Here is a 26,355-nt window from a genome sequence, read left to right as displayed (position 1 = left end):
CGGCTCAGGTGAGCCAGAAGAGGGTCAGGGCCGAGACGGTGAAGAGCACGACAGCCACGCCCGCACCCGCGGCCGGGACACCGTTGCGGCGGTCCGCGACCCGCTGGGCCAGCAACGCCAGCACCGCCGCCACCGGGTGACCGATCAGCAGCACCGCGCCGGGGCCCGGGGCACCCGTGTTCAGGTCGATCACCGCGACCGCGAGAACTCCGATCGCCAGGACCGTGAGGCCGGCGGCGAGTGAGCCGGTGAATCCACGCCACCAGCGACCGCGCGGCTTGCCCGGTTCAGCTGCCTCCGGCGAGGCATCGGTCGAAGGGGTATCCGCGGCCTCGATGCGTTCTGGTTCGACACGGTCCTGAGGCACCGTCTGCGCCTCCGCCGCGTCCGGCTCGACAGCCAGCGGCTCGGTCTGCTGCTGCGGAACCGCCCGCGACTCAGCCCCCGCCGCGGACTCAGCCTCGGGCGCGCCCGCGGGGATCGGCAGCGTGGACAGTTCGTCGGTGTCCGGTGAAGCCACTTTTCCTCCCGGTCAGGGCGCGAGCAGGTCCCAGGGCTGCATCTGCGGGGCCGCTTCCTGCCCCGCCTTGCAGCTCGGCCTGAAGTCGCACCAGGCGCAACGGCGGTCCGGGCGGGCCGGGAACAGCACGTCCTCGTCGCCGCCCGCGTCCAGGGTATCCGTGGCCAGCCTCAGGTCCGCGGCGGTCTGGCCGGCGCGTTGCAGGTGCCTGCGCAGGCTCTCCGGCGTGTGCTCGGCCGCCGCGATCGTGCCCGTCGGGAGGTGGTGGAGCTCCACCGTCGTGCACGGCATCCGCAGCGTCCGCGCCGCCGCCACCGCGTACAGCGCCAGCGCCTGCGATGCCCGGGCCTCGTACTCGTCCGGTGGCCGCCGTCCCGTCTTGTAGTCGACGATGACCAGCGCGCCCTCACGCGCGTCGATGCGGTCCGCGCGGCCCTCGATGATCATCGACGGCTTCTCCCCCGGCGCCGGGCTCACCGGCGCCGACACCCACCGCTCGAGCCCGACCGGGTCGTGGCTGACGTCGTTGTCCTCGACGTACTCCGCCACCCACCCCTTGGCCCGCGCCCGGTAGCGCGCCGCCTGCTCGTCGCTCTCGAAACCCGCGTCCTTCCAGAACTCCGCCACCAGCGCCACCGCCCGCTGCGGCACCCGCTTGAGCACCGGCAGGTCGAACAACGCCCGCAGCGCGTTGTGCACCACCGCGCCGAGCGTGCTGTGCGCCCACGGCCCGGTGCGCTGCGGGGTCGGCCGTTCGAGGTACGCGAGCCGGTACCGGCGCGGGCAGTCGTCGAAGGTGGCCAGACGCGCCGGCGACACCTTCGTGAGCCGCACCGGTTGCGCGACGCCGAAGTCGAACCCCATCTGCTCCTTCACGCCGCCCACGCTACGCACCACCACCGACAGTTTTTCCGGGGGTTCGGGTGGCGGAGCCCCCGACCTGGGGCGAAGCCCCAAATGTCACCGACAGTTTTTCCGGGGGTTCGGGTGGCGGAGCCCCCGACCTGGGGCGAAGCCCCAATGTCACCGACACTTTCCGCGCCGGACCCGGAACGCCGTGAATGTCGCATCGAGGGACTCTGAGTTCCTCAATGCGACATTCACGGACTTGGCCTACCGCACCACCAGGACCGTGTGCGTCCCGGCACCGACCGCCAGGGACCCACCGGCCGCGGCCCGCATCGGGCGGCCGTCCAGCAGCACCAGCCGGCCGGCCGGGACCACCAGCGAACCGGACGTCCCCCGCGGCGCCGTCACCGTCAACGAGAACACCGAACCCTGCTGGGTCCACGAAGCCGACAACGCACCCTTCGGCGTCGGCACCGCTCCGCGCGCCCACGAAACGGAACCCGGGTGCGGCGAAACCGTCCACGTCGCGAAGCCCGGCGAAGTCGGCGAGACGCCCAGCAGCTCGTTCGTCAGCGCCGGCACGACGCCGGTCGACCAGCCGTGCGCGGCCGACGTGTACCCCTGCTCGTAGTGCGAACCGCCCTCGCCGATGCCTTCCCACGCCGTGATGCCCGGGTCGTGCGACGCCATCCAGCCGTACATCCGCTTGATCTGGTCGATCGCCGAATCCGGCTGCCCGGTCCGGAACCGCGCCTGGATCTCCGGGAACGACGTGAACGCGTACACGCGCTTCGTGCCGTCAGACACCAGAGTGTCGTTGTCCATGAACGGGTTCCCGTACGGCAACGCGCCCGCCGCGAGCCGCGCCAGCGCCGAAGTGGCTTGCGCCGGCGACGCGATACCAGCCAAAACAGCCTGGCTGTTGCCGTCTTGGCCGTGACGCACCGCGCCCGTCCCCGAGTCGAGGTACGCGCCCGCCGCGGGATCCCACAAGTACTGGTTCACGGCGGAAGCGACACCGGAAGCCCGCGAAAGCCAGCGATCCGCGTCAGCGGCGTGCCCCGTCGCGCGCGCCAGACCCGCCGCGCCCTGAAGCGCCCGGACGTACAACGCGTTGTAGTACGTCACTTCGCCCGTACGCGGCAGGAACGCGTAGTCGCCATAGCCACCAGTGCCGTTGAGGCCCTTCGCGAGCAACCCGCGCGAATCGGTGACCGACGGATACCACGCATCGAGCGTCTTCACGAGGTGCGAGTAGTACGAAGACGCGTACGCGGTGTCGCCGCTGTAGAGGACGTAGTCCCAGCTCGACGTCACCCACCAGAGCGGATAGTCGAACAGCGGCAAGGTGTAGTCGTTGATCGACGCGGGCGGGATCCAGCCGTCGGCACGCTGGTGGTCGGCCAGGTCGGCCAGCACGTTCTTCGCCGCCGTGCCGTCCTGGTGCGTCAGGTACTGGGTCAGCCCGGAGACCGCGACGTCGCCGACGTACGGGTCCCGGTCGCGCTTCGCGCCGTCGTGCAGCACCAGTTTCCCGTCCAGCGAAGGCGAGAACGCGCCGCGCGGGTCCACATCGGACTCGCGGAAGGTGTCCATGCCCAGCTCGTTCGTGTATGACGCCGCGTACCAGTAGCGGTTCAGGTCGGCGTCCGACGACTCGAACCAGCCGCGGTAGGTGTCCGGCGTCCCGAGGAACGGCGTGAAGTCGAGCGAAACGCCGTTGATCCGCACCTCACCGGAAGGCTGGGTGAGCGGCGCGTCCGACGCGAGCGCGTCGAGGCTGATCCGCAGGTAACGGAAGCCGCGCAGGCCGTCCGCGCACACCTGGGTCCCGGAAGCGCAGCCCTTCGTGTCCCGCCAGACCATCGGCGTCGCCGGCACGGCGATCTGGTCGCTGCCCGGTCCGCCGGAGAAGTCCGAGCGCGAGAAGTCGGAGCGTTCGCCCAGGTACTGCTGGGTTTCCGAGGTCGACACCCGGATGCCGGGGTGGTTCGCCGACGCGCCCGCGAACGAAATCTTCGGATACCCCGCGACGACCTTGCCGAAGTCCACCACCGCGACCGGCACCGGCGGGTCGGCGACCAGGCCGGGCCAGACCTCGTTGACGCGGCTGAACTCCCCCGATGGCGTGTTCTGGTCCTTGGTGACGGTGATCCGGACCTGCGCGGTCGTCACCGGCCGGTCGAACGCGACGGCGCGCTGGACAGCGGTGTTGCCGCTCACCGAAGCCGCCACCCGCCACGCGCCCGCGTCCAGCACCTCCACCGTGTAGTCCTGCGGCACACCGTCCACACTGGACAGAACCGTGATGCCGGGGAGCGCGACCGGCGCGGCCGAGGTGATGGTCAGGACGTCCGGGTAGGCGCCGATCGTGTCGTCGTTCCAGAACGTGTCCGGGTTGCCGTCGACGGCGTTGCTGGGCGCGTACGTCCGCGGCTGGCCGTTCCCGCCGTTGTTCGGCGCGTGGAACGACGACGCGGCCGCCGTGGTCCCCGCGGGCCAAGCCGGCTTCGGCGGCGACGCCTGCCGCTTGAACGTCGTGACGCCGCGGCCGAGCAGGCCGTCCGGGTTCGTGACGTCACCGGTCGTGGACAGCACCTTCACCGGCCGCACGTCCCGGCTCGGCGGCGCGACCACGTACTTCTGCCATCCCGGACCGGGCAGGGCGGTCGCCGCCGGCGCCGCGACCACGCCGCTCGCCACCAGGACCGTGACCGGCAGGATTGCTCTGAGCCACTTCATCGAGGCCTCCGCAAGGCGTTTGAATCGTTTCAATCGCTGAGCTGAGATTCAATCTGCGGCAGGGGTGCCAACGATGTCAACGAAGCCGGCGGTTCCTGTCCGGCAGGACAACCCGAAAGGCGGGGTCAGCTGCCGCCGGCGATGAAGCCCCGGACGGAGTTCGCGACGAGCTCCACGGCGATGGCCGCGAGCAGCAGGCCGGCTACCTTGGCCAGCAGCGTGATGCCGCTTTCCTTGATCAGCCGGATGACGACGCCGGAGTAGCGCATGCAGATGTAGATCACGAAGTGCGTGGTGACGATCGCCAGCGCCAAGGCGATGTACGCGCCGATGTGCCCGTCGGCCTGGCGGACGAACACGATGGTCGCGGCGATCGCGCCGGGCCCGGCCAGCAGCGGCGTGCCGAGCGGCACGAGCGCGACGTTGACGTCCTCCGCGGCCGCCTCGGGCTCGTGACCGCTGCCGGTGAGCAGCTGCAGCGCGATGAGCAGGAGCAGCAGGCCGCCGGCGCCCTGCAGCGCCGGGATGCCGATGCCGAGGTAGGCGAGAATCGCCTGGCCGGCGACCGCGAACAGGCTGATGACCAGCAGCGACACCAGGACGGCTTGGCGGGCGGCGCGCGCCCGCGTCGCCAGCGGCTTGCGGCCGACCAGGCTGAGGAACACCGGCACGGTGCCGGGCGGGTCCATGATGACGACCAGGGTGATCGTCGCGCTCATGAAGAGCTTCGCGTCGAAGAAGTCGGCGATGGCCATGTTCAGCTCTTCACGACCTGGAACCCCGTGGCGCGCGAAACGAGCTCCTCGAACTGCCCGGGGTCAGTGGTGCACTCGCCGAGCGCGATCGTCTTGTTCGTGCCGTGGTAGTCGCTCGACCCGGTGACGAGCAGGCCGAGCTCGCCGGCCAGCTCACGGGTGCGGGCCCGCGTCGGCGCGTCGTGGTTGGGGTGGTCGGCCTCGACGCCGGTGAGCCCGTGCGCGGCCAGGCCGGCGAGGGTGTCCTCGCTGATCGTGGCGCCGCGACTGAAGGCGAAGGGGTGCGCGATGACCGTGACGCCGCCGGCCGCGGCGATCATGTCGATGGCCTCCTCGACCGGCGTGTCGCGGCGGGCGACGTAGTAGCCGCGGCGCGGGCTGAGGTAATCGGCGAAGGCCTCGTCGACGGACTTGACCAGCCCGGCCCGGACCAGCGCCTGGGCCAGGTGCGGGCGCCCGGGCGGCGAGTCCTCCGGAAGGAGGCCGAAGATCTCGTCGGCGTCGACGGGGAGGCCGTCGGCGGCCATCCGTTCGGCCATCCGGCGCAGTCGCGTGCGGCGCTCGACGCGCAGCCGGGTCTGCTCGGTGACGACGGGTTCGGACGTCGGGTCGAAGAGGTAGGCCAGCAGGTGGACGCTGATCTGGCGACCGGTCTCGGGGTCGATCGAGACGGTCGAGAGCTCGGCGCCGGGAACCAGCGTCAGGCCTGGTGGGATGGCCGCGGAGGCCGGGGCCCAGCCCGCGGTGGTGTCGTGGTCGGTGATCGCGACGACGTCGAGCCCGGCTCTCGCGGCCGCGGCGACGAGCCCGGCCGGCGAGTCGGTGCCGTCGGAAGCGGTGGAATGGGCGTGCAGGTCGATGCGCATCGGGTCCATTGTCGACGATGCGCTCGGTCACACCCTCGCCGGGGACGGCTCAGCCGACGGGCTTCTTGCCGCGGGCGGCCCGCTGGGCCTTGATCATCGAGAAGCGCTCGGCCTGCTTCTGCTTGTCGCCGAAGACGAGCTCCGAGATCGTGTCGTAGAACTCTTCGGGGCGCGGCAGGTAGTCGATCTTGTTGAGGGCCTGGATCTGGCCGGCCGACTCGACGACCATCGTGCCGTAGCCCATCATGCGGCCGGTGGCGGTGCGCACGTAGCTGAGGTCGGTGACCTTGCTGATCGGCATCATCAGCACCTTGGTGGTGAACACCCCGGTGGTCATCACGAACCGCTTGTCGGTGACCACCAGGCGCTCGACCCACCACTCCATCACCACGTAGGCGAACCGCAGCACGACGAGCAGCGCGACGTACCAGAGGATGTTCTGGCCGATGTACAGCGCCGGTGGCAGCAGGTAGGACACCAGGACGCAGACGGCCAGCAGAGCGGCCGCTTCGAAGGTGTCCCACAGCAGCACCGCCCAGTGGCGGCGGATCCGGATGACCCGCCGCTCGGTGTCGAGGAGGTACTCGTCGGGATCGCGAGGCGCGAACATGGTTCGAGGGTAGCCCCGCGATCAGCCCTTGAACACGTTGCTGACGAAGGTGATCACCGATTCGGCCGAGTCCCGGAGGAAGTCGACGATATTGCCGACAAGGCCAGCGGCCTGACCCGGCTGGGCAATGACGAAGAACAGCACCAACGCGATACCGGCGAGGCCCGCAATCTTCTTCACGTTCACCGCGATCAAATCCCGTCTCTTACGGTGACACCGGACAACAGCAGAAATCCTGACTTTTACGTTGTACCGCACTGAACAGGCACGCGGGAGGTAAGTCCCGCGCTTGGGGCAGCACGCGGTCCGAAGTGTACCGTATGGCTACTCTCCGTGTACAGGACATCGGTTTTCAAGTCGGTCACGTCTACCGTTGGGGACATGGAAGCACCCGGGGACGCCACGATCCGCTGTGTGGGCGGGATCGCGTTCGACGCACACGGCCGCTTGCTGCTCATCCGGCGTGCGAACGACCCCGGTTCGGGGCAATGGTCTCTGCCGGGTGGCCGAGTCGAACCGGGCGAAACGGACAAAGTAGCCGTAGTCAGGGAGCTTTTCGAGGAGACGGGACTCGACGTGATTCCCGGCACACTGGTCGGGACCGTGCGCCGCGGGCTGTACGAAATCCACGACTACTGGTGCACGGTGGCCGGCGGAGTCCTCACGGCGGGTGACGACGCTTCGGACGCGCGTTGGGCCGATGCGGCAGACCTTTCGAGGCTCGAGGCCGCGGGGGAACTGGTGGACCTGCTTTATGTGACTTTGAGTGACTGGAAAGCGCTTCCGCGAGCCTGAGGGGCCGGGTCCGGTGTCCTGAATGAGTCATTCAGGGGTTGGGAGGTCCTGAATGACTCATTCAGGACACCGGCGAAGTGCGGTTCCGAGCCCCCGGCAGCAGCCCACCCTCCCTGGGGGCCTCCCCGCTTCCAGCGTATCGGCGCGGCCCGACGAAGTGCGGGGAAAGACCCGCGCCCGGCGTGAGCCATCCACATCACGGCCGGCTTGTGGACAACCGGCTCCGGTTGCGGCGCTCCGGCGGGACCCGATGGCCGTGAAGGTCCCCTTCACGGCCATAAGAGCCGGTAAGGGGGCCTTCACGGCTCACGTCAGAGCGGCAGCCACGTCATCCGCTGCCCGTGCAGCGCGGGGCCCCGGGCCAGATCGCGGCCACGTCTCCGAACGGCACGCCAGCTCTCCCGGCGACAACCTCCCGGCCTACAGCAGCAGCCACGCCATCCGCCGGCCCAGCGGCGCGGCCCCGGGCGAACTCGCGGCCACGCCCCGAACGGCACGCCAGCTCTCCTGGGGGAAACCTCGCGGCCTACAGCGGCAGCCACGTCATCTACCGGCCCAGCGGCGCGAGCCCCGGGCGAACTCGCGGCCACGCCCCGAACAGCACCCCGGCACTCCCGGCCTACAGCGGCAGCCAGGTCATCCGCCGGCCCAGTGGCGCGAGGCCCCGGGGCAACTCGCGGCCACGCCCCGAACAGCACCCCGGCACTCCCGGCAACAACCCTGCCTACAGCGGCAGCCACGTCATCCGCTGCCCGTGCGGCGCAGTCCGGGCCAGGGCATGGGCCTCCGCCTTCCCGTCCTCCCACCGCACAAGCCCCAGCGTCGCCAAGCCGTCGCCGCCGGCGAGGTCGTCGCGGCCCGGCAGGACCAGCTCCAGCCCCGCGCCGTAGAACTCCTCCGAAACCCACCACAACGGCCGCGACGCCGCCAGCGAAGCCAGCGAAGCGACGAACTCGGCACGCCGCTCGGCCGGGAAGTACGCCAGCGCGTGACTCGTCACCACCACCAGCGGCCCCTCCAGTGACGAAGCCGCCGCGGCCAGGTCGTCGACGCCGTCGCCGGGGATGAGCCGGGGCCGGTGCTTGGCCTGCTCGGCCGCCGCCGTCCGCAGGAGCCGGATGCGGTCGGGCTGGTCGGCCCACACACACGCCTCCAGCCACGCCAGCTCGTCCTCGTCCGAGAGGTCCACCGGGGCGCGGTCCAGGCCGGCCCGGTCCAGCACGGACAGCTTCTTCGGCAGCTTCGGCGCCACCGCGCCCGGCGCCAGGTCGAGGGCGCAGTGCAGCCCGACCGGGGTCTTCGCCGGGCCCGCCGTCAGCTGCTCGCCGCCGTCGCACTGGTAGCGGTAGCCGAAGCGGTCCAGGCCCAGCAGGAGCCCGGCACTGCAGCCGACCTCCAGCAGGGAGACCTTCCCGCCCGCTTCCTTCGCCGCCCGCGCCACGCCGGGGTACAGCAGCGCGGCCCGGCGGACCTCGTTCGTCTGCGTGTACCGCGACGAAATCAGCGCACGGGCCTTCTCGGCGCGCTCCAGCAGGAACGACCGGAACAGCGGCCAGGTCTCCGAGTCGACGCCGTCGAAGCCGCCCAGCGACGGGTAGTACCGCGAGAGCGGGTGGATGGGGTCGGCCTGCACGAGCCGGTGCGCCGTCGCCATCAGCAGCGTCCCGCGCACCTCGCCGTCACGGGCCGAGGCGAGCAGCCCGGCGACGTCGTCGTCCGAAGCCGCCTGCAGCGCCAGGTGCTCGTACAGCGGCGAGACGCCACGGGCCTCGACTTCCGCGAACGTGCGGAGAACTTCCTTGATGCGGTCCAGGTCCATCAGCGCCTCATCCGTGTACACAGCCTCATTCGTGTGGCACCGGCCGGCCCGGCTGCTCCCCGCCCCGAGTTTCCCCGTAGGAGCGCTTCGGCACCATCACCTTCCGCCGGAAGGTGCACACGATCAGGCCGTCCTGCTTGTAACCGCGCGTCTCGACGTACACGACGCCGCGGTCGTCCTTGGACTTCGACGGCGTCTTGTCCAGCACCTCGGTCTCGCCGTAGATGGTGTCGCCGTGGAACGTCGGCTTGACGTGCTTCAGCGACTCGACCTCGAGGTTCGCGATCGCCTTGCCGGAGACGTCGGGCACCGACATCCCGAGCAGCAGCGAGTAGACGTAGTTGCCGACCACGACGTTCTTGCCGAAGTCGGTGGTCTCCCCGGCGTAGTGCGCGTCCAGGTGCAGCGGGTGGTGGTTCATGGTGAGCAGGCAGAAGAGGTGGTCGTCGTATTCGGTGACCGTTTTGCCCGGCCAGTGCTTGTAGACCGCACCGACCTCGAACTCCTCGTAGTACCGGCCGAACTGCACTCGTCTTCTCCTCTTCCGCGTAACACCGCGTGAGCCTGGTACGACACGCATCCGTAGTGAGGAGTACCCTCAACCATTGGTGTTCGCGCGTCAACGCGAGCCCCACCACTCTGCAGTCTCAACCGCGCTGCACCCGGCCCGAAGGAGGTGAGGAACCCCGATGAGTAGTGGCGATAGTCCGCTCCCTAGTACTCCCAGCGTTCCCACCACACCCGCCGGCCGGCTCATCTCCTGGTAGGCCCTTTCCCGGGAACGCTGGTGTCGCCGGGCGGACGCGTTCCGCCCCTGGTCAGTCGTCTCGCACGACCATCGCACGACGCCCAGGAGATCCCATGCCTGCCATTCCCTCGCTCGGCGGCCTTCGCGGCCGCGGCAACAAGGGCGCCGTCCCCGTCCGCCCGGTCCCGGTGCCGCTGTCCGCGTACGTCGTGGACTGCGCGGTGTACGTCGCGGGCGAGCGCCTTCCCGGCCGCTGGACGCACGTCGAAGCGATCAAAGAGGTCCGCAAGCGCCACGAGGGCTTCGTCTGGATCGGGCTGCACGAGCCCGACTCCCAGCAGATCCAGGGCATCGCGGAGACGTTCGGGCTGCACGAGCTGGCCGTCGAGGACGCGCTCGAAGCACACCAGCGCCCGAAGCTGGAGCGTTACGACGACACGCTCTTCCTGGTGGTCAAGACCGTCCGGTACGTCGAACACGAGTCCCCCACCACGGCGAACGAGATCGTCGAGACCGGCGAGCTCATGGTGTTCCTCGGCCGGGACTTCGTGATCACCGTCCGCCACGGGAACCACTCGGGCCTGGCGCGCCTGCGCCGCGAGCTCGACGACGACGCCGAGCGCCTGCAGCTCGGCCCGGCCGCGGTCGTGCACGCGATCGCCGACCACGTCGTCGACCACTACCTCGACGTCACGGGCCGCATCGAGAACGACATCGACGTCATGGAGGCGCAGGTCTTCGCGCCCCGGTCGCAGGTGAGCGCCGAGCAGATCTACCTGATGAAGCGGGAGGTGCTGGAGCTGCGCCGGGCGGTGATGCCCCTGGCCACGCCGGTCCAGCGGCTGGCCGAGGGCTACACGCGGCTGGTGCCGGACGAGGTCCGCTCCTACTTCCGCGACGTCGCCGACCACCTCACGACCGTGTCCGAGCGGGTCGCGGCGTTCGACGAGCTGCTGTCCACCCTGGTCGACGCGACGGTCGCGAAGATCTCCCTGCAGCAGAACACCGACATGCGCAAGATCACGTCGTGGGCGGCGATCATCACCGTGCCGACGATGATCGCGGGCATCTACGGGATGAACTTCGACTACCTGCCCGAGCTGCACTGGAAGTTCGGGTACCCGCTGGTGATCACGGTGATCCTGGCGATCTGCCTGTTGCTGTACCGAATATTCCGGAAGAACGGCTGGCTCTAGTCCCCCTCTTCCCCACCGGAATGTTCGGAGAACCGCCATGTCCCGGATGCTGTCCAACCTGAAGTTCTGGGCGCTCGCGCTCAGCGTGCTGTGGATCGTCGTCATCACTTTCGTCATCGTCGCCGACCCGGGGTTCGCGCACGGCATGAAGTGACGCCCGCACGTCGTACCCTGGGTGCGTGCCGAAAGCGCTGGTCGTTTCCGACGAGGTCGACGAGCGGCTGTGGACCGACGCGGTCCGCGGCTGCTCCGTCGACCTCGTCATCGGCGCCGGCGACCTCCCCTACGACTACCTCGCGTTCCTCGCCAGCGCGCTCGACGCGCCGTGCGTGTTCGTGCCCGGCAACCACGACCCGGACCTCAGCGGTTACACGCGCTACGGCGGGCTGTCCATGAAGGACGGTTTCCCCACGGCCTGGCCGGGCCCGGCGGGCGGGGTCAACGCCGACGGCCGGGTCGTCGACGTCGCGGGGCTCCGGGTCGCCGGGCTCGGCGGCTCGATCCGCTACAACGACGGGCCGAACCAGTGGACGCAGCGCCAGCAGGCCCGCCGGGCCCGTGGCCTGGTGCGGCGCGCGAAGTGGCGGCGCCGCCGCGACGGCCGTGACGTCGACATCCTGCTGACGCACTCGCCGCCGCTGGACCTCGGCGACCGGGCGGACCCGCCGCACCGCGGGTTCGCGTGCCTGCACCGGACGATCGACGTGCTGCGCCCGAAGTGGTTGCTGCACGGGCACATCCACCCCCACGGCGAGCCGGTGCCGGACCGGGTCGTCGGCGAAACCCGGATCCGCAACGTGGTGGGCCACCGGATCATGGAGTTCTCATGAAAGAGACGGGGTTCCCCCGCGCCGACGCGGAGAACGACTTCCTCCGCGCGCGCCGGGGCCAGGTGCTCTCGCGGCTCTCGACGTGGCTGCGCCGCGAGCCCGACGACGTCAACATCATGCTGCCGTTCCACGAGGTGGTGGAGGCGCTCGGCTACCTCGGCGAGAGCCGGATCGGCCTGCGGGTGATCAAGCTGGACTCGATCGCCGGCACGGTCGACCGCAGCCGCGACTTCGACCGCCGCTTCCGCCCGACATCAGGCCGGGTCCGCGAGCGCTGGGAACGCCTGGCGCTGGCGGCCCGCCGCGGCGAGGAGATCCCGCCGATCGAGGTGTACCGCGTGGGCGAGCTGCACTTCATCATCGACGGCCACCACCGGGTCTCGGTCGCGATCGCCCAGGGACTGTCCACAATAGAGGCGTCGGTGACGGTCGTCCGGACCAAACTGGACCCGAGCGGGATCCGCCACCGCGGCGACCTGATCGTCAAGGACTACCGGCGGCTGTTCCTGGAGCGGGTGCCGCTGACCGGCCACGCGCGGGCGTCGGTGATCGTGTCGGACCCGTGGGACTACGCGAAGCTGGGCGAACACGTGGAGGCGTGGGGCTTCCGGCTGATGCAGGACGAGGGGAAGTTCTGCGACCGGGCGAGCATCGCGCAGCGCTGGTTCGACGAGGAGTTCGTCCCGGTGGTCGGCATGCTGCGGCAGGCGGACCTGATCGGCGAGCGCACCGAGGCGGAGGCGTACATGTGGGTGGCGGCGGAGCGCTACCGCCTGATCCGGACGCACCGCTGGGACGACGACGTGATCGAGCAGCTGCGGTCCCGGCGCCCTTAGAAGTCCAGGCCTGGGGTCAACGCCAGTTCCCGCACCTGGGCCAGTGTCAGCGCCGGGTCGGGGCGCTGCGCCGGCAGGCTCACGCCCGCGCGCTCCAGCACCCCGCTGTTGTTCGACGAAAACTGCACGACCGCGCCCGAGGTGGCCAGTGCCACGCGGTGGGTCAAGACGTCGCCGGAGCGCAGCGTCGACAGCCACAGCACGCCCTGAGGTGTCTGTTCCCGGCGGCAGAGGAGCTCCCCCGGTTCCTCGCACGGCGGCCCGCCCGAGTTCGCGCTGGGCACGATCACGACGTACACCGAGCCGGAACCCCGGGCGTCGGTCACCCGGACCCCCAGGTGGAACAACGCGTCCCGCGGCGCGTCCCCGGCGGGGTCCGCGATCAGGTGGAACGGGTCTTCCGGCGGGGCCTCCCCCGGGATCGTCAAGCGCGTGATCTGCGCGGCCGGGTCGAGCATCGACCGGACGGCGTGGCCGATGACGCAGCTCAGCCGGTCGACCAGCGCCGAACGCGTGTCCGACGCCGACGGGCACGGCCGTGCGGCCACCGGATCCCGGTGCGGCAGCACCACCACGGCCAGGCCCAGCGCGAGCACCACCACGACCAGCGCCACCACGCCCGTGAGCAGGTGCTGCCGGCGCGATCGGCGGGCCGCCGAGAGCACGGCGTCTTCGGAGAGACCCAGCGGTGGCTCGCCTTCGGTCACGTAGGCCGTCAACGCGGTCCGGACGTCTTCCATCACCGCTCCTCCGCCGTCGGCGCGGGCAGGACCGCGCGCAGGGCTTCGACCCCGCGGGCCGTCTGGGACTTGACCGTGCCCTCGGCGACGCCGAGCAGCGAGGCGACCTCCGCCACCGGGAGGTCTTCGAGGAACCGCAGCACGACCATCGCGCGCTGGCGCGGCGTGAGGTCGGCCAGCGCGCGTTCGACGTCGAGCCGCACGGGGGTGTCGCGGCCCGGCGGCGACTCCCGTTCCGGCACCACGGACGTCACGTACTCGCGGCCCGAGGTCCGCCGGCCGGCCAGGAACAGGTTCAGCAGGATGCGCCGCGCGTACGCGTCGACGGTGTCCGGGCGCACCCGCCGCCAGCGCCGGTACAGCTGCACGAACATGGCCTGGACCAGGTCTTCGGCCGCGTGCCAGTCACCGCAGAAGGCGAAGGCCACCCGGCGGAACCGCTGCACCCGCGCGGCGAAGTACTCGCTGAAATCGAGGTCTCTCGACGCCCCCACCCGGCCCTCCTTCGCACGTTCTCAGTGTTACTAGTGCGCGGAGGGCCGGGAAGGTTCAAGCGAAATCACATGTGGACGGCACCGGGGGCGGCTTCGCCCTTCGGAACGCCCGGGCGCAGCAGCAGGCCGCTGAGCACCGCGCCCACCGCGAAGATCACCGCGGCCCAGGTGAACGCCGTCGTGTAGCTCTCGATCGACGCCTCGGCCGCCAGCTGCGGCGTCGGGACCTTGCCCGCGAGGTACGACGTCGCCGCGTTGCCGGCCAGCGTCGAGAGCAGCGCCGTGCCGATCGAGCCGCCGACCTGCTGCATCGTGTTGACCGCGGCCGACGCGACACCCGCGTCGCGCGCCTCGACGCCGAACGTCGCGACGCTCATCGCCGGCGCCATCGCCAGGCCGATGCCGAAGCCCATCACCAGCAGCGGGCCGAGCACGCCGGACGCGTACGTGCTGTCGAGACCGATGCCGCTCAGCCAGAACAGCCCGACCGCCGCGATCGCCATGCCCGTCGGCACCAGCGGACGCGGGCCGAAGCGGGGCAGCAGGACGGCCGTCGCCGTCGTGGCGGCCAGCATCAGCGTCGCGACCATCGGCAGGAACCCGAGGCCGCTCTGGATCGGCGTGAACTGCAGGTTCTGCTGCACGTAGAACGTCAGGAACAGGAAGATCGCGAACATGCCGATGGCGAGCAGGAACATCGCCAGGTACGAGCCGCCGCGGTTGCGGTCCAGCAGCACGCGCAGCGGGAGCAGCGGGTGCGAGACGCGCTGCTGCAGCCACACGAACACGCCCAGCAGCACGACGCCGGCCGCGAGGAAGCCCCACACCGAGACCGCCGACCACGAGTCCGACTCGGCGTTCGCGAAGCCGTAGACCAGCGCGAACAGACCGGCTGACGCGGTGACCGTGCCCGGCAGGTCGAGCTTCGGGCGCGGGCCGGCGTCCTTCTGGTTGCTCAGGAGGACCGAGCTGCCGACGAACGCGGCGACGGCGAAGATGATGTTCACGAACATGCACCAGCGCCAGTCGAGGTACTCGGTGAGCACGCCGCCGAGCAGCAGCCCGACCGCCGCGCCGCCACCGCCGATGGCGCCGAACACGCCGAACGCGCGGCCGCGTTCCTTCGGGTCGGTGAACGTCGTGGTGAGCAGCGAGAGCGCGGCCGGCGCGAGCAGTGCGCCGAACACGCCCTGCGCCGCGCGGGCGATCAGCAGCATTTCGATGTTGGTCGCCGCGCCCCCGAGCGCGGACACCGCGGCGAAGCCGGCCAGGCCGACGAGCAGGGCGTTCTTGCGGCCGAAGAGGTCCGCGAGCCGCCCGCCGAGCAGCAGCAGGCTGCCGAACGCGAGCGCGTAAGCCGTGACGACCCACTGGCGGGCGTCGTTGGAAAAGCCCAGGTCTACCTGCGCGGACGGCAGCGCGATGTTCACGACGGTCGCGTCCAGCACGACCATCAGCTGCGCCAGGCCGATCATCACCAGGATCAGCCACCGTCTGGCGTGGTGGGGGTTCTCGGCGGCGCGCGCGTCCCCCGACGGCGCGACGACGAGCGTGGATTCGGACATGGGTGTCCCCTCACTGGGAGTGATCAGGAAGCTATGTGGAGTAGGTATCTCCCCTTACGCGACCCAAGGTACACAAGAACCGGAGAAGGTGCCTCTACTTCATTGGTAGACTGGGACGCATGACACGGGACGCAGGTCCCGCCGCACCGGCGCGGCCGCTGCGGCGCGACGCCGAACTCAACCGCCGCCGCATCCTCGCGTCGGCCCGCGAAGTCTTCGGACGCCGGGGCCTCGAGGCCACGCTCGACGACATCGCCCACCACGCCGGCCTCGGCGTCGGCACGGTCTATCGCCGGTTCCCCAGCAAGGAACACCTGGTCGAGGCCATGTTCGCCGAGCGGATGGAGGAGATCGGCGACCTCGCCGAGAAAGCGCTGAAGGCCGAAGACGCCTGGCAGGCGTTCGTCGACTTCACCTGGAAGTCGATCGAGCTCCACTCCGGCGACCGCGGCCTGCGCGAGATCATGCTGTCCAACAAGTTCGGCCACGAGCACGTCGCCGACGCGAAGGCCCGCATGGTGCCGTTGATCACAAGGCTCGTCGAACGGGCCCAGGAGGCGGGCGGCCTGCGGCCCGACTTCTCCCCGACGGACATCCCCCTGCTGCACATGATGGTCGGCTCGGCGATCGAGTTCACGTCCGCGGTGGAGCCGGACCTGTGGCGCCGCTGCCTCGCGATGCTCCTGGACGGGCTGCGCGCGCAGCCCGGCAAGCCGTCGGAGCTGCCACACCCGCCGCTCGACGTGGACGAAGTCGACGAAGCGATGTCCTGCTGGCGCCCCTGATGGGGTGATCGGCGCGGGATCCCGGCGCCGCCCTCCCGCCCGGACACTGCTGCCCGCGCGATCATGGCGACGGGGAGGTGCGCGGGTTGGCGTATTACAGCGTTCCGGCGATTCGACGGCTGCAGCTGGGCCGGGAGCTCAAGGCCTGGCGAGAAAAGGCGGGCCTGACGCTGGAACAGGCCGGCGGTGACCTCGACATTTCGAAGAGCACGCTGTCGAGGCTGGAGAAGGGGCAGGGGGCGATCCACCCGCTGCACGCCCGGGCGATGGCGGAGCTCTACCGCGTGCCCGAGGACGATCTGGCGGAGCTGGTCGAGATCGCGCGAGAGGCGCGGCGGCCCAACCAGAACCGGATCGAGGGGGTGTCGGTCAACAGCTATCCGGCGCTGGAGGCCGAGGCGGTCTCGGTGCGGAACTTCGAGCTGGCATCGGTGCCCGGCTTGCTCCAGACCGAGGACTACGCCGCCGCCTTCTTCGCCGAGAGCGGCACTCGCGAACGCAACCGGAACCTGAACGTGCGCATGCATCGTGCGAAGCGGCTGCACGCCGAGGAACCGCTGCTCCTCCACACCATCATCGACGAGGTGGCCCTGCACCGGCGGATCGCGAAGCCGAGCGCCCTGGTGGCGCAGCTATTGCACATTGTCGAGCTCTCCGAGCTCGACAATGTGCAGGTGCAGTTGCTTCCGGCGGACATCGGAGTGCACCCGGGCCTTCGGGGAGCGTTCTCGGTGCTGCGGTTCCCGGACGACACCATCAGCGACCTCGGTTACGTGGATCACGCGGGCGGCAGCCTGCAGCTGGTGAAGCCGACCCAGGTCTCCGAGCTCATCCGGCAGTTCGGCAAGCTGAGTAAGATGGCGCTCGGCAAAGGCGAGTCGAGGGACCTCGTTTTCCGGCTGGCCAACGAGATGAGCGGTTGAGGTGGGCTGTGGACCTGAGCAAGGCGAGCTGGTTCAAGAGCAGCTACAGCCAGGGCGAGAACACCGCCTGCGTCGAGGTCGCCTTTGCGTGGCGCAAGAGCAGCTACAGCGGCAATGAGAACACTGCTTGCGTGGAGGTCGCCTTCGTTCCCACCGCCGTGGCGGTGCGGGACTCGAAGGATCCCTCCGGCCCGCACTTCGCCGTCGACGCCTCTGCCTGGCGCGGCTTCCTCGGCACCGTCGCCACCGCCGTCACTCGGACGGAATGATCGCCCACATGATCAGGTAGGCCACGAACTGCGGCCCGGGCAGCAGGCACGACAGCACGGCCAGCAGCCGCACCGTGCTGGTCTTCATGCCCCATCGCTGGGCGAGACCCGCGCACACACCGCCGATCATGCGGCCGTAGCGGGGACGGGACAGCCGTCGGGTGGTGACCGGTGCGCTCATCGTCTTTCCCTTTCCTCGTGCTTCGGAGAACTTCCGATATCTCCACTTCACCACCGGAGTACCCGCTTCCGCATCGCTCGTGGGAAGGATCCTTCCCTTAGGGGATGGCAAAAGCGAAAATCGTTCGGCAGGCCCGGCGAAACCCGGGAAACCGGCGTGGAATCCGGTGACCAGCGCGTTCTCGTGACCGGGCGCGAAAAACAATGAGAGATGTCCCCGTCAGGGCTGGTTTTTCCGCTCGATGCGGTGATACTTGCACACCGTGTACCCGCGTCTGCAGTCCTTGGTCGTCGCCATGCTCTGCGCCCTGCTCGCCGCCGGGTGCGCGAAGACCCAGGCCGCTCCCGAACCGTCGTCCGGGCCGACGCCGCTGACCGCGTCGGCCGCGCTCGGGGACTTCGAGACCGTCGACTACTGCAGCCTGCTCGACGTGCCCGCCGTCGCGCCCGGCGCGGTCGTCACCCCGACGTTCGAGACCTGCCGGGCCGACGCCGGCGGGCGCACGATCCTCGTCGGGCCGCTGGCCTTCGACTCCGACCCGAACATCAAGCCCTACTCCTACGAAGGCGCGGTGCCCGACGGCGTCGCGGTGCAGCAGTCGATGTTCAACGACCACAGCGCCTGCACCCGCGCCATCACCTTCGCCGACGGCAACCGGCTCGACCTCTCGGTCACCGACGGCGGCACCGACCAGGCCGCCCGCTGCGGGGTCGCGGACGCGGCCGTCGGCTCGGTGCTGACCGCGGTCACCGCGAACAAGGTGCGGCGGCTGACGTTCCCGGAGCGCTCGTGGGGCCTCGTGGCGCCCTGCGCGATGCTGGACAGTCCCGACCTCGACGCCGTCGCGGGCGCCGGGAGCCGGCCGACGACCGGCTTGTCCGGGCACAGCTGCATCCGCGGCAAGGTGAGCCTCAAGCTGACGGTGCAAACCGACGAGCCGACGACTCCCGCCGAGCCGGTGGGCGGGCGCGAGGCGCGGGTCCGCGTGGCGGGCGCGTTCTGCCTGGTCGACACCACGCAGCCGGCACGGGGCCTGCCGGGCCGTCGCGAGCTGGCGGAGCTCAGCGTGGTGGAGACGGCGGGCACGGCCGGCGACGGCACGTGCGCGCTGGCCCGTACCGCGGCGAACGCGATCCTCCCGCGATTGCCCGTGGCGTAGCCCGGCACCTTTTCTCGAAACTTTTCTCCCGGGATTGTCGAACGGCGCCGAGCCGGTTCGTAGCCAAGGTGAGAGACCGGCACGAGCGGTCTCCCGGAGGAAGGAGCCCGAGATGAAGCAGTACCTGCTGGCCGTCCAGCTCGACGAGAGCGCGCCGCCGGAGTCCGAAGCAGCCGTGCAGGCCCAGCTGGCCCGCACCGGCAAGGTCACCGACGAGATGAAGGCCGCCGGGGTGTGGGTGTTCGTCGGCGGCCTGCAGCACTCGGACGCTTCCACGGTCGTCCGCACGCCGGGTGGCACGACCACGCTCACCGACGGCCCGTTCGCCGAGACGAAGGAACAGCTCGGCGGGTTCTGGGTGATCGAGGCCGACGACCTCGACCAGGCGCTGGTCTGGGCCGAGAAATGCTCGCTGGCCTGCGAGCAGCCGATCGAAGTGCGTCCGTTCGACGACGGTTCGCGCCGGCGCTGATGGACCTCGACGGCGTCTACCGGGCGGAGTACGGCCGGTGCGTGGCCACGCTGACGCGCCTCCTCGGGGACATCGGGCTCGCCGAGGAAGCCGTGCAGGACGCGTTCGCGGTGGCCGTCACGAAGTGGGACGAAACGCTGCCGCCCAACCCCGGCGCGTGGATCGTGACCACCGCCCGCAACCGGGCGATCGACCGCCTGCGCCGGGAGTCCACCCGCGAAGCCCGGCACGCGCAGGCGTTGCTGCTGCACCAATCCGACGAGCTGGAGGAGGTGGGACCTGTGCGCGACGACCAGCTCCGCCTGATCTTCACCTGCTGCCACCCCGCGCTTTCGCCGCTCGCGCAGACCGCGCTGACCCTGCGCCTGCTCGGCGGGCTCGAGGTGCCGGAGATCGCGCGCGCCTACCTCGTGCCGGAAGCGACCATCTCGCAGCGGATCGTCCGCGCGAAGAAGAAGATCCGCGACGCCGGCATCCCCTACCGGGTGCCGGACGCCGCCGAGCTCCCCGGCCGGCTGGCCTCGGTGCTCACCGTGCTGTACCTGATCTTCAACGAGGGCTACGCGTCGACGTCCGGGGAGCTGCTGCGGACGGACCTGTGCGCCGACGCCGTCCGCCTGGCGCGGGCGCTGGCCGAGCTGATGCCGGACGAGCCGGAGGTGCTCGGGCTGCTGGCGCTGCTCCTGCTCACCGAAGCCCGGCGGCCCGCCCGCGTGAGCCCGTCGGGTGAGCTGGTGGTGCTCGCGGAGCAGGACCGGTCGCGGTGGGACCGGGAGCTGATCGCCGAGGGGCACGCGCTGGTGCGGCGGTGCCTGCGCCGCAACCGGCCGGGGCCGTACCAGCTGCAGGCGGCGATCAACGCCGTGCACACCGACGGGCCGTCGACCGACTGGACGCAGGTGCTGGCGCTCTACGACCAGCTGCTGGCGCAGAACCCGTCGCCGGTCGTCGCGCTCAACCGCGCGGTCGCCGTCGCCGAGGTGCACGGTCCGGCGCTGGCGCTGGCCACCCTCGAACACCTGGACCTGCCGGGCTACCACCTACTGCCCGCCACCCGGGCCGACTTCCTCACCCGGCTCGGCCGGACCGCCGAAGCGGTCGCCGCCTACGACGAGGCGATCGCCTTGGCCGGCAACGAAACCGAACGCACCTTCCTGGAGACCCGGCGAGCGCGCCTGGCTTCGACAAATCACTGAAAAGGAGATTCACCATGACCGCGACCTACACCTTCGACGTCTTCTGCAGCCTCGACGGCTTCGGCGACCACCACGGCGACTGGGGCGGCTACTGGGGCAAGCAGGGCCCCGAGCTGCTCGCGCACCGCCTCGCCCAGTACGAGCAGGAGCAGCGGATCGTCTTCGGCGCCACCACGTTCCGGATGACCGCCGAGATGCTGAGCGCCGTTCCCGAGGACGACCTCGACCCGTGGGTGGCGCGGCTGCACAACCTGCCGGCCACCGTGGTGTCGAACACCCTCGAAGACCCGCTCGGCTGGCCGGACGCCACCATCCTGAGCGGTGACGCCGTCGACGTCGTGGCCCGGCTCAAGAAGGAGTCCGACGTGCCGCTGCGCTCGCACGGCAGCCTGGCGATGAACCGCGCGCTGCTGGCCGCCGGCATGGTCGACCGCGTCCAGGTGACGCTCTACCCGGTCATCACCGGCAAGACCGGCGAGGGGCCCATCTTCGCCGGCGCGGAGGACTTCGACCTCGAGCTCCTCGAGACCCGGACGCTCGACGGCAACATCCAGGAGCTCGTCTACCGCCCGACCCTGCACCCCTGAAACGCCCTGAAGGGCACCTTCACGGCCTTGAGAGCCATGAGGGTGCCCTTCAGGACAGCGGGCTAGTCCTCGTAGGTGAGGTTCTTGCCGTTGGCCGGGTCGAACAGCTTGATCTTGTCCGCGTCGTACCAGATCTCGAGGTCCGAGTTCTCCTTCGCGGACGACTCCGCCGAAAGGCGGGCCACGATCTGGGACTCCGAACCCGGGACGTCGGCCGAACCGCTGTCCGCGGCCAGCTCGGCGAGCTCGGCGGAGGTCGCCGTCTCACCTTCGAGCGTGAAGTGGGCGAACTTCTCCGAACCCATCGACTCCAGAACGTCGATGTGCGCGGTGAACGTGCCGCCGCCCGTCTTCTGCCCGGCCTCGACCAGCGCCGCGTCCTCGAAGTGCTCCGGCCGGATGCCGACCAGCACCTCGCGGGGCGCGCCCGCCTTCTCCACCAGCCGCCGGACCCGGTCGGTGAGCGGCGTGGTGCCCAGCGGGCTGTGCAGCTCGTTGTTCTCCAGCGTGGCCGGCACGAAGTTCATCGACGGCGAGCCGATGAACCCCGCGACGAACAGGTTGGCCGGGTTGTCGTAGAGGAACTGCGGCGAGCCGATCTGCTGCACGAAACCGCCGCGCAGCACCACGACCCGGTCGCCCAGGGTCATGGCTTCGGTCTGGTCGTGCGTGACGTACAGCGTCGTCGTGCCGAGCTGCTTCTGGATCTTCGACACCGACGTCCGCATCTGGCCGCGGAGCTTGGCGTCCAGGTTGGACAGTGGCTCGTCCATCAAGAACGCCTTCGGGTTCCGGACGATCGCCCGGCCCATCGCAACGCGCTGCCGCTGGCCACCGGAGAGGTTGGCCGGCTTGCGGTCCAGGTGCGCGTTCAGGTCGAGGATCGCCGCGGCTTCCTCCACCTTCGCCCGCACCGTCTTGTCGTCGACCTTCGCCAGCCGCAGCGGGAACGCCATGTTCTCCCGGACGCTCATGTGCGGGTAGAGCGCGTAGGACTGGAACACCATCGCGATGTCCCGGTCCTTCGGGGCCTTCTCGTTGACGCGCTTGCCGTCGATGCGCAGCTCGCCGGAGGAGATGTCCTCCAGGCCCGCCACCATGTTCAGCGTCGTCGACTTCCCGCAGCCGGACGGGCCGACCAGGATGATGAACTCGCCGTCGGCGATGGTGATGTCCACTTCGGACACCGCGAGCGCGCCGTCGGGGTACTTCTTCGACACCTTGTCGAGGACGATTTCAGCCATGACTACCCCTTCACCGCACCGGAGGTCAGCCCCGCCACGATGCGACGCTGGAAGAACAACACGAACACAATGATCGGGATGGTGATGACGACCGCGGCCGCGCTCACCTGTCCCGTCGGGTCCTCGAACTGCGAGGACCCGGTGAAGAACGACAGCGCCGCCGGCACCGTGCGCGACGCCGTGGTCGACGTCAGCGAGATGGCGAACAGGAAGTCGTTCCAGCAGAAGATGAACACCAGGATCGCGGTGGTGAACACACCCGGCGCGGCCAGCGGCGCGATCACCTTCCGGAACGCCTGGGCCGGCGTCGCGCCGTCCATCTTCGCCGCCTTCTCCAGCTCCCACGGGATTTCCCGGAAGAACGCCGACAGCGTGTAGATCGACAGCGGCAGGGCGAACGTGATGTACGGCAGGATCAGGCCGGGCCAGGTGTCGAACAGCCCGAGGTTCCGCTCGATGTTGAACAGCGGCGTCACCAGCGACACCTGCGGGAACATCGCGATCAGCAGCGAAAGCCCGACCAGCAGCTGCTTGCCGGGGAACTCCAGCCGCGCGATCGCGTACGCGGCCATCGTGCCCAGCACCACCGCGATCACCGTCGAGATGATCGCGATGCCGATCGAGTTGACCAGCGCCAGCAGGAACTCCGACGTCTGGAAGATGTCCGCGTAGTTCTGCCAGGTCCACGACTGCGGGATGAACGACCCGTCGGTCAGCGTGTCCTTGGTCTTGAACGACAGCGAAACGACCCAGAGCACCGGCACCAGCGCGAACACCAGCACGAGGATGTCGACCAGGCCCCACCTGACTTTGCGGCCCGTCGTGACGGTTCCCATCACCATCAGCGCTTACCCCCGTCGTCCGAACCCGGTGCGGCCGTGCCGAACACCTTGATGAAGATGAAGGCGATGATCGCCACGGTGATGAAGATCAGCACCGCCATCGTCGACCCGATCCCGAGGTTGAGCCCCTTGACCAGGTTGTCGTAGGTCTGCATGGACACCGACCCGGTGTCCTGCGCGCCACCGGTGAGCACGTAGATGTTGTCGAAGATCCGGAACGCGTCGAGCGTGCGGAACAGCAGCGCCACGAGGATCGCCGGCTTCATCACCGGCAGCATCACCTTCGTGAACCGCTGCCACGCGCTCGCGCCGTCCATCGCCGCGGCCTTGAGCAGGTCGTCCGGCACCAGCGCGAGGCCGGCCATCAGCAGCAGCGCCATGAACGGCGTGGTCTTCCACACCTCGGCGCCGATGATGATGAACATCGACGGCCACTGGTCGGTCAGCGGCGCCGCGTCCGCGGCCAGCCAGTTCGCCAGGTAGCCGGTCTTCGGCGTCCACGCGTAGTACCACGAGAACGCCGCGACGACCGTGACGATGCCGTACGGGATCAGCGCGACCGTGCGGACCAGGCCGCGCCCGACGAGCGTCCGGTGCATGACCAGCGCCAGCGCCATGCCGAGGACGAACTCGATCGCCACCGACACCACGGTCAGGAACATCGTGGTGCCGAACGCCGTCCACCAGTACGAGTTGGTCAGCACGGCCCCGTAGTTGTCGAAGCCGACGAACTCCTGCTGCGCGGGGAACCGCAGGTCGTACCGCTGCAGCGACAGCCAGATCGAGTAGACGATCGGGTAGCCGGTGACCGCGATCATCACGAAGAACGCGGGCGCGCACAGCCAGAGCCCGAGCTTCCGCTCGGCCTTCTTCCCTTCGGACAGTGCGGGTTTGCCCTTCTTGCGGGACGTCGCCTCCTCGGCGACCGTGGCCCCGGAAGTGTCCGCCGGGCTCGAGTCCTGGACGGTCACGGGATCACTCCCTTCGACTGGAGCGCGTCGTTGAGCTGCTCGCGCAGCTTGTCCGCGGTGGCCTTCGGATCGATTTCGGCCGGCGGTGACAGGACCTTCGACATCACCGTCGACATGTTCTGGTACGCCGGGGTCAGCGGCCGGACGGCGGCGTCCTTCAGCGCGTCCAGGATGGAGTCGCGCATCGGGTACTTGATCGCCATGTTCGGGTTGTCGTCACCCGCCGGCTTCGACGGGTCGAGCGGCGTGTCGTTGTGGTACACCGATTCGATGGTCGGCGGCACACCGTCGTTGATCGCCGAGAACTTCTGGTTCTCCGCACTCCGCAGGCACAACGCCGCTTCGTACGCCTCGGGCTTGTGCGCCGACAGCGAGCTGATCGCGAGGTCGTACCCGCCGATGGTGGTCTTGGCCGGCGTACCGGCCTGCGCCTCGGGGTAGACGGCCCACTTCATGTGCTGGACGTCCGACGCCTTGTCCTTCGCGTAGGAGGCGTAGACGAACGGCCAGTTCAGTTCGAACGCGGCGTCGCCGCGCTGGAACGTCTGCCGGACGTCGTCCTCCTTCGAGTTGGTCAGCGACGGGTCGGTGATCCCCGACGCGGTGATCTGCTTCAGCAGCGCCAGTGCCTTGACCGCGCCGTCGTCCATCACCACGGACTTGCCGTCGTCGGACAGGATGTGCCCGCCCATCGACTCCACGAGCGTGTTGTAGAAGACGACCAGACCTTCGTACTGCGCGCCGGTGAAGACGATGCTGTACGGCTTGCCCTGCGCCTTCAGCTCCTTCGACTTCTGGATCATCTCGTCCCACGTCTTGGGTGGGGTCGGCGTGATCCGGTCGTCGTACCAGAGCAGCTGGATGTTCGTGTTCTTCGGGGCCGCGTAGAGCTTCCCGTTGTAGGTCGCCGTTTCCAGCGGCCCGTCCAGGACGCCTTCGGACGCCGCGGCCTTGTTCTGGTCCTTCCACTCGTCGATCCACCCGGCTTCGGCGAACTCCGAAACCCAGGTCACGTCGAGGCCCAGGACGTCCATCGCGGTGTCACCCGCGGCGAGCCGCCTGGCCATCTGCAGCCGCTGGTCGTCCGACCCGCGCTGCAGCTTGTTGTAGACGATTTCGTAGCGACCGCCGGCCGCCTGGTTGCAGTTGTCGACGACTTTCTGGAAGCTGTCTTCGGGCGCGTAGTAGACGTTGATCTTCAGCCCGCCACCCGAACCGCAACCGGCCAGCATGCCGGTCACCAAAGCCCCTGCCCCCAGCAGGACCGCGGTACGGCCGGGCGATCGCCCCCGTTTGCCCGCGCCGATCCTCTTCCCCATAAGGCCTCCTCACCCGCGTGCACGCCGGATACCGCGGTGCCCGGTGGGCACCACAGCGCGATGAGGCGAACCGCGCCAGCACCCCGACGTGCTAGTGCTCGGGCCGCCACGCTGGCAAGGCGGGGCCGCCCGACTGGTGTCGGACAACTTATGCCGGGCGATCACACCCCGCAAGCAGTATCGGTAACGATTCAGCCCACCGCAGACTGAACTGTGATTTTCCCCTGGTATTGGCCGGGTTTTCCAGGGTTTCCCTCAGATGTTGGCCGAGGGCGGCTTGAGCGCCAGCTTGGCCAGCAGCTCCCGGGCCCGCTCGGCCGAGCGCGGCTGGCACAGGACGTCGTAGCGGCCGGCGACGAGCTGGCTCGCCGAGGAGAAGTCCCGCCGCCCGCGCGACATGCTGTACCCGATGGCCGCGAACATCAGGCCGGAGAGCACGCCGAGCACGAGCCCGGTGAGCAGCTGCAACGCGAAGCCCTGGTTGACGAACAGCCCGAGCAGCAGCCCGGCGAACAGGCCGAACCAGGCGCCGGAGACGGCCCCGGTGCCGAGCACGCGTCCCCAGCTCAGCTTCCCGATGACGCGTTCGACGAGCATCAGGTCCACGCCGACGATCGTGACGTCGCTGACGGAGAACTCGCTGTCCGCGAGGAAGTCGACGGCCTGCTGCGCCTCGCCGTAGGTCGCGTACGACCCGATCGGCCAGCCGGTCGGCGGGGTCGGCAAGCGTGGCAGGTTCCCGGGTGCCCGGTTCCCGCCGAAGGGACTACTCACCATCATCACCTGCGCACTCGTGGGTCTCGGGCGTCCATCTTGTCAAGAACGCCCGGACCGTGCGAGCCGCTTACCCCGAAAGGCCGGAGCCAGTGGTCGCGCCCGCTCCCGGCGAGGCCCGGGTCCAGCCGCCACCGGTCCCACCCCCGGTATCTCGCCCGGGCCGCGGGCCGGGCTTCGCGAACGCAGTGAATGACTCATTCCTGGCGCCAGACGCATGTCCCATGTGGACTCTCCATTCTCGAAACAGGTTACGCGGCTTCGGTAG

The 26,355-nt window shown here is 69.7% G+C and carries 29 protein-coding genes; 11 read left to right on the top strand and 18 right to left on the bottom strand.

Translation table 11 applies throughout. The features are described 5' to 3' along the window. Positions 1 to 4 precede the first annotated feature (4 nt). From AB0M83_RS35120 to AB0M83_RS35090, 7 genes are all read right to left on the bottom strand, one after another. Positions 5 to 520 carry a hypothetical protein gene (locus tag AB0M83_RS35120; protein ID WP_364523747.1) on the bottom strand — a complete coding sequence of 172 codons (516 nt, stop codon included), beginning with the start codon at positions 518 to 520 and terminating at the stop codon, positions 5 to 7. 12 nt (positions 521 to 532) lie between these two features. Next, positions 533 to 1,384 carry a PD-(D/E)XK nuclease family protein gene (locus AB0M83_RS35115; protein ID WP_364523787.1) on the bottom strand — a complete coding sequence of 284 codons (852 nt, stop codon included), beginning with the start codon at positions 1,382 to 1,384 and terminating at the stop codon, positions 533 to 535. 249 nt (positions 1,385 to 1,633) lie between these two features. After that, entirely contained in the window at positions 1,634 to 4,111 is a 2,478-nt protein-coding gene (locus AB0M83_RS35110) for an alpha-L-rhamnosidase C-terminal domain-containing protein (RefSeq protein ID WP_364523745.1), read from the bottom strand. Positions 4,112 to 4,236: 125 nt separating this feature from the next. Beyond that, positions 4,237 to 4,866, bottom strand: a complete 630-nt coding sequence (locus tag AB0M83_RS35105; protein ID WP_364523743.1) for a MarC family protein — start codon at positions 4,864 to 4,866, stop codon at positions 4,237 to 4,239. 2 nt (positions 4,867 to 4,868) lie between these two features. Next, positions 4,869 to 5,741: a PHP domain-containing protein gene (locus AB0M83_RS35100; protein ID WP_364523741.1), complete on the bottom strand. Its 873-nt coding sequence runs from the start codon at positions 5,739 to 5,741 to the stop codon at positions 4,869 to 4,871. Positions 5,742 to 5,781: 40 nt separating this feature from the next. Beyond that, the gene (locus AB0M83_RS35095) at positions 5,782 to 6,342 is read right to left on the bottom strand and encodes a PH domain-containing protein (RefSeq protein ID WP_364523739.1); all 561 of its coding nucleotides are present in this window, start codon (positions 6,340 to 6,342) and stop codon (positions 5,782 to 5,784) included. A 21-nt stretch (positions 6,343 to 6,363) separates the two neighbouring features. Further along, on the bottom strand, positions 6,364 to 6,528 hold the full coding sequence (locus tag AB0M83_RS35090) for a hypothetical protein (protein WP_360687940.1): 165 nt from the start codon (positions 6,526 to 6,528) through the stop codon (positions 6,364 to 6,366). Positions 6,529 to 6,723: 195 nt separating this feature from the next. Between AB0M83_RS35090 and AB0M83_RS35085 the strand changes: the two genes are divergently transcribed. Beyond that, entirely contained in the window at positions 6,724 to 7,137 is a 414-nt protein-coding gene (locus tag AB0M83_RS35085; RefSeq protein WP_364523737.1) for an NUDIX domain-containing protein, read from the top strand. 724 nt (positions 7,138 to 7,861) lie between these two features. Here AB0M83_RS35085 and AB0M83_RS35080 read toward each other — a convergent pair. Both AB0M83_RS35080 and AB0M83_RS35075 read right to left on the bottom strand, forming a co-directional pair. Beyond that, positions 7,862 to 8,956 carry a DUF2332 domain-containing protein gene (locus tag AB0M83_RS35080; RefSeq protein ID WP_364523735.1) on the bottom strand — a complete coding sequence of 365 codons (1,095 nt, stop codon included), beginning with the start codon at positions 8,954 to 8,956 and terminating at the stop codon, positions 7,862 to 7,864. A 25-nt stretch (positions 8,957 to 8,981) separates the two neighbouring features. After that, entirely contained in the window at positions 8,982 to 9,485 is a 504-nt protein-coding gene (locus AB0M83_RS35075; protein WP_364523733.1) for a MaoC family dehydratase, read from the bottom strand. 332 nt (positions 9,486 to 9,817) lie between these two features. On the opposite strand from AB0M83_RS35075, the gene corA reads away from it, so the two are divergent. The 3 genes from corA to AB0M83_RS35060 all read left to right on the top strand — a co-directional run bounded on the left by corA (position 9,818) and on the right by AB0M83_RS35060 (position 12,566). Further along, positions 9,818 to 10,900 (top strand): magnesium/cobalt transporter CorA, encoded by a 1,083-nt coding sequence (gene corA / locus AB0M83_RS35070; RefSeq protein WP_364523731.1) that lies wholly within the window; start codon positions 9,818 to 9,820, stop codon positions 10,898 to 10,900. 179 nt (positions 10,901 to 11,079) lie between these two features. Beyond that, positions 11,080 to 11,730 (top strand): metallophosphoesterase, encoded by a 651-nt coding sequence (locus AB0M83_RS35065; RefSeq protein WP_364523729.1) that lies wholly within the window; start codon positions 11,080 to 11,082, stop codon positions 11,728 to 11,730. Continuing rightward, positions 11,727 to 12,566, top strand: coding sequence for a chromosome partitioning protein ParB (locus AB0M83_RS35060; protein ID WP_364523727.1), 840 nt, complete (start codon positions 11,727 to 11,729; stop codon positions 12,564 to 12,566). Before AB0M83_RS35065 ends, AB0M83_RS35060 begins: the two co-directional genes overlap by 4 nt. Here the strand turns inward: AB0M83_RS35060 and AB0M83_RS35055 are convergent. The 3 genes from AB0M83_RS35055 to AB0M83_RS35045 form a co-directional block, all read right to left on the bottom strand. Beyond that, positions 12,563 to 13,306 (bottom strand): hypothetical protein, encoded by a 744-nt coding sequence (locus AB0M83_RS35055; protein WP_364523725.1) that lies wholly within the window; start codon positions 13,304 to 13,306, stop codon positions 12,563 to 12,565. The two genes, AB0M83_RS35060 and AB0M83_RS35055, sit on opposite strands and share 4 nt — an antisense overlap. Beyond that, complete coding sequence (locus AB0M83_RS35050) at positions 13,306 to 13,800, bottom strand: SigE family RNA polymerase sigma factor (protein WP_364523723.1); 495 nt, start codon at positions 13,798 to 13,800, stop codon at positions 13,306 to 13,308. The genes AB0M83_RS35055 and AB0M83_RS35050 overlap by 1 nt, the downstream gene beginning before the upstream one ends. A gap of 65 nt (positions 13,801 to 13,865) precedes the next feature. Continuing rightward, positions 13,866 to 15,365: an MFS transporter gene (locus tag AB0M83_RS35045; RefSeq protein ID WP_364523721.1), complete on the bottom strand. Its 1,500-nt coding sequence runs from the start codon at positions 15,363 to 15,365 to the stop codon at positions 13,866 to 13,868. Between the two features lie 119 nt (positions 15,366 to 15,484). Here AB0M83_RS35045 and AB0M83_RS35040 point away from each other — a divergent pair, with 119 nt between their 5' ends. The 3 genes from AB0M83_RS35040 to AB0M83_RS35030 all read left to right on the top strand — a co-directional run bounded on the left by AB0M83_RS35040 (position 15,485) and on the right by AB0M83_RS35030 (position 17,342). Then, positions 15,485 to 16,150 carry a TetR/AcrR family transcriptional regulator gene (locus AB0M83_RS35040; RefSeq protein WP_364523719.1) on the top strand — a complete coding sequence of 222 codons (666 nt, stop codon included), beginning with the start codon at positions 15,485 to 15,487 and terminating at the stop codon, positions 16,148 to 16,150. Between the two features lie 86 nt (positions 16,151 to 16,236). Beyond that, on the top strand, positions 16,237 to 17,073 hold the full coding sequence (locus tag AB0M83_RS35035) for a helix-turn-helix transcriptional regulator (RefSeq protein ID WP_364523717.1): 837 nt from the start codon (positions 16,237 to 16,239) through the stop codon (positions 17,071 to 17,073). Positions 17,074 to 17,087: 14 nt separating this feature from the next. Further along, entirely contained in the window at positions 17,088 to 17,342 is a 255-nt protein-coding gene (locus AB0M83_RS35030) for a DUF397 domain-containing protein (RefSeq protein WP_364523785.1), read from the top strand. Here the strand turns inward: AB0M83_RS35030 and AB0M83_RS35025 are convergent. Continuing rightward, positions 17,326 to 17,523, bottom strand: a complete 198-nt coding sequence (locus tag AB0M83_RS35025; protein ID WP_284747428.1) for a PspC domain-containing protein — start codon at positions 17,521 to 17,523, stop codon at positions 17,326 to 17,328. The two genes, AB0M83_RS35030 and AB0M83_RS35025, sit on opposite strands and share 17 nt — an antisense overlap. A 262-nt stretch (positions 17,524 to 17,785) precedes the next feature. Here AB0M83_RS35025 and AB0M83_RS35020 point away from each other — a divergent pair, with 262 nt between their 5' ends. From AB0M83_RS35020 to AB0M83_RS35005, 4 genes are all read left to right on the top strand, one after another. Then, on the top strand, positions 17,786 to 18,682 hold the full coding sequence (locus AB0M83_RS35020; protein ID WP_364523715.1) for a hypothetical protein: 897 nt from the start codon (positions 17,786 to 17,788) through the stop codon (positions 18,680 to 18,682). Between the two features lie 112 nt (positions 18,683 to 18,794). Continuing rightward, positions 18,795 to 19,154 (top strand): YciI family protein, encoded by a 360-nt coding sequence (locus AB0M83_RS35015; protein WP_364523713.1) that lies wholly within the window; start codon positions 18,795 to 18,797, stop codon positions 19,152 to 19,154. Next, entirely contained in the window at positions 19,154 to 20,350 is a 1,197-nt protein-coding gene (locus AB0M83_RS35010) for an RNA polymerase sigma factor (protein ID WP_364523711.1), read from the top strand. The genes AB0M83_RS35015 and AB0M83_RS35010 overlap by 1 nt, the downstream gene beginning before the upstream one ends. Positions 20,351 to 20,364: 14 nt before the next feature. Then, a complete protein-coding gene (locus AB0M83_RS35005; protein WP_364523710.1) occupies positions 20,365 to 20,937 on the top strand; it encodes a dihydrofolate reductase family protein in 573 nt (190 codons plus the stop codon). A 62-nt stretch (positions 20,938 to 20,999) separates the two neighbouring features. On the opposite strand, the gene ugpC is transcribed toward AB0M83_RS35005, so the two are convergent. The 5 genes from ugpC to AB0M83_RS34980 all read right to left on the bottom strand — a co-directional run bounded on the left by ugpC (position 21,000) and on the right by AB0M83_RS34980 (position 26,093). Beyond that, on the bottom strand, positions 21,000 to 22,181 hold the full coding sequence (gene ugpC / locus AB0M83_RS35000) for a sn-glycerol-3-phosphate ABC transporter ATP-binding protein UgpC (protein ID WP_364523708.1): 1,182 nt from the start codon (positions 22,179 to 22,181) through the stop codon (positions 21,000 to 21,002). Between the two features lie 2 nt (positions 22,182 to 22,183). After that, complete coding sequence (locus tag AB0M83_RS34995; protein ID WP_364523706.1) at positions 22,184 to 23,023, bottom strand: carbohydrate ABC transporter permease; 840 nt, start codon at positions 23,021 to 23,023, stop codon at positions 22,184 to 22,186. Continuing rightward, the gene (locus tag AB0M83_RS34990) at positions 23,023 to 23,994 is read right to left on the bottom strand and encodes a sugar ABC transporter permease (RefSeq protein WP_364523704.1); all 972 of its coding nucleotides are present in this window, start codon (positions 23,992 to 23,994) and stop codon (positions 23,023 to 23,025) included. Before AB0M83_RS34990 ends, AB0M83_RS34995 begins: the two co-directional genes overlap by 1 nt. Beyond that, positions 23,991 to 25,313: an ABC transporter substrate-binding protein gene (locus AB0M83_RS34985; RefSeq protein ID WP_364523702.1), complete on the bottom strand. Its 1,323-nt coding sequence runs from the start codon at positions 25,311 to 25,313 to the stop codon at positions 23,991 to 23,993. Before AB0M83_RS34985 ends, AB0M83_RS34990 begins: the two co-directional genes overlap by 4 nt. Positions 25,314 to 25,568: 255 nt before the next feature. Beyond that, positions 25,569 to 26,093 (bottom strand): general stress protein, encoded by a 525-nt coding sequence (locus AB0M83_RS34980; RefSeq protein ID WP_364523700.1) that lies wholly within the window; start codon positions 26,091 to 26,093, stop codon positions 25,569 to 25,571. Between the last annotated feature and the right edge of the window lie 262 nt (positions 26,094 to 26,355).

This window comes from Amycolatopsis sp. NPDC051106, from assembly GCF_040682775.1.
Classification (GTDB): Bacteria; Actinomycetota; Actinomycetes; order Mycobacteriales; family Pseudonocardiaceae; genus Amycolatopsis.
This window is presented reverse-complemented; position numbering and strand designations above follow the sequence as displayed.